The following is a 3,003-nucleotide window of genomic DNA, read 5'->3' on the forward strand; positions in this document are numbered from 1 at the left end:
AGAGTATCCGTCGCCTCTTGGCTTGTTCTCAGATTACGAATGTCATCAAAACTCTGTAACGCTTTAAAGTATTCAACCAACTGCGGGATTGTTTGAATTTTAAAGACCGACGCGCGATTGAACCCTTTACTTGGCGCAACAAAGGCTTCTTGCCACTTGTACTCCAGCGCTTGAACGGCATAGAACATCCACTCTTGCAGCTCTGCAAACGCTAACTCAGCATTCAAGGCTTCTTTTGTCAGTACGCTGTAATGCACTGGGTTAGCATAGTAACGGTCTGCCTGCTGTTGCTGATTTTCACCCAACTGTGCAATCAATCGCTCAGCTTCTGCAGTGAACCCTGCCAGCCTTTCCACTTCATAAGCCAGGTAGCTCAGCGACTTCGCGATGTCCACTTTGGCTGCTTCGAGCTCTAACATGAGCGCTTTAACGCGCGCTTTAGAATTCACATCAAGTAGCCCGCGCTCGAGACCACGGATAGTCGCACGCTCTAACACTGCCAAAGTTTGTGTGTACTTGATGGCGTCATCACGTGACACGTCTTTCAGGTCTTCCTTTAAGCTAGCCAGCGCCGCTTGCACCTCGAATAAATCGATGTTGCCCGCTTCGCTAACAAAGTCATCCAGCGTCTCTAAATCGTCCTGGTTCAATAACTCACTAATATCGACATAAGCGTTACCCGACGAGGAACCATCGCGCTTCGCTTCAAGCAACTGGCTCAGCGACAGCTCATTCTGACCAAACTGCACCATGATTTTATCAATCGCATCATGAACTTGCTTCTCTTGCTCAAGACGCTCCATCTCAATGGTGATATTGCCTTCGATAGTCTGACGCGCTTTCTGTGCTCGCTCGACGCCCAGCGTCGCTGCTTTGATACTTTGTTGCTGCTGAGCGATTAAACTGCCTTTTCTCTGCGCTTGCGTCTGGCTCGCGCACAGGTTATCGCCTTGTCCTACCGTACAACCCAGCAGTTTAAACAACTGGTTATTCAGCGCTTGCTGCTCCAGTTTCATCGTAAGGCTGTTGAGTTTCGCCTGCTCTGTAGCCAGCATGGCGTTCACTGGCGCATCGCTGCCCAATAGCTGCTCAAGCTGCGTGGCTTTCGACGTCACACTGTTAAGCAGAGTTTGCGCTTCTGCCGCTAACGCTTGCATGGTATCGGTATTCGCGTACACCGCTTTGAGCTTGCTCAGGTGAACTTGTTGCTCAAGCAGAGTGTTCATCATTTGATACACCAGCAGGGCGTCTTTGTATCCCACTACCAAGGCTTCGCCTTCAAAGATAGGAGAATGTTGGCCTTGGCCATTAAGGTATCGCGCACTCTGTAAGTCACGATGCGGTAACTGTGTCGCATACGCTTGTGGGTGGTTATCGATAAGCGACCAGTACTCATTCAAGCTGCGCTGTAAAATATCAACGGCGTTTTGACGGCTTCGCTCAAGGCTAGCGACCGAGACGTCTGCATCATTAACCCAATCGATTCGAGCTTGGTCAATCGAACGGTTCGCTAAAATAAATTCGGCAGCCGCACGGTCGTAGTAAATATCAAACAGTATCTCTTTAAGGTAAGGTAAATCCGGCTGCAGTGCTGCAAAGCCCTCCACCACCTCAATGGCATTATCGGCTGTCGACTTTTCCGCATTGGCCCATAGCTTAGAAAAATCTTGGCTCAGTCTCTCAGAGCTCATCGTAGACACAATCTCGCCTAGCTTTGGGTCTAAGGTAAACATGTTATCGAGGTAGCGGAATGCGGCGACGTTTTGTTGGGCAGCATCATCAGAATAACGCGGATACAAGGTTGCCATTGTTTCTTCGACAGGTGAACGTCTTGAAGCTAATTGAGATAAAGTAACGGAACAATGATTGCTATTTAGTGTCCGTGAACTGTACAAACTCTTAGTCCGAATGACCTCATAGTCAACTCGACAAGCTTGAGTGCTACAGCCTCTATATTTCTGGCTACCAGCTTTATAAACCCAAGAGTCGGTATGGCTATAAGTCAAATCACTAAAACGGTATCGCTCAAGTATTTTTTTTCCTTTCCAGTAAATACTCGATGGTCCATTTGCGCCAATCGTGTATTTTGACATTTTACTTTTATCTATTGGCATGTAAGGTCCTGGATAAAATGGTTCAGCATAATCTTTCTCCGTAACGACGCGAAGACAAGACGCACTTTCCATTCGATAACCAGATGGACAGGAGTAGGTAACACTTTTAGAAAGGCTTTTCGTACAGCTTTGCTTGTTGGAACTCAGGTTATAACCACTATCACATTTAACCAAAACTGGTTTTGTGATTTTTTTTGTACAACTTAGTCCTTGTTTATCAAACCCTGAAGGGCAAGTATGGTAAACAAACTCCTCACCAAATGGATAAGGCGCATTATTGGAGGCCTGGACCACACCCGACTGCATTATTGAGAGCGTAAAAAGCCCTACCAAACTGCGTTTAGTATATTTCATTATTTTTCTTTTTTATGTGGAGATAAATAAGGTGGGAGTTAACCACCGCTGTTATTACTGGATTAGTTCCATTTATTCAGTACGCACGCACTGTAACTTAACATTCATTCATTAGCTAAAAACTAATAGTTTAATTAGTATCTATAATAATTAATTAATATTCAATAACTATAAAAAATGCTTATCATTACACAGACGAAAGTAGCATTTACCTTTAATTTAAGTGACAATCAACACAATAAAAGGCTCTCTAATAACATGAACGAACCACATTGATTTTTTATTAGGGTAATTAACAATTAGAACAAAAAGATAGCTACAAGTAATTTATTAGTTCAAGACACAAATACTCAACCTCAATTTTTAAATTCAATCTCACAACAAGGTTTTCTTTAATGACAAATAAAAGAGCCTCATGACATCATGAGGCTCTATTGTTGGTTACCTTAGCAAGATCAGTGGGCCTGAGTCTCCTCCGCCACACGTCTCTGCATTGCGGGAGTAGTATCGGTGCTTAATAATAAGCTCTATATCA

At 44.3% G+C, this 3,003-nt stretch carries 1 pseudogene; it reads right to left on the minus strand.

Annotated elements, in window-relative coordinates:
* Positions 1–1,808: pseudogene (locus F0251_RS24215) on the minus strand (hypothetical protein); the annotation flags it as partial.
* Positions 1,809–3,003: the final 1,195 nt, after the last annotated feature.

Source organism: Vibrio sp. 070316B, from assembly GCF_013114115.1.
In the GTDB taxonomy this organism is placed as follows: domain Bacteria; phylum Pseudomonadota; class Gammaproteobacteria; order Enterobacterales; family Vibrionaceae; genus Vibrio; species Vibrio chagasii_B.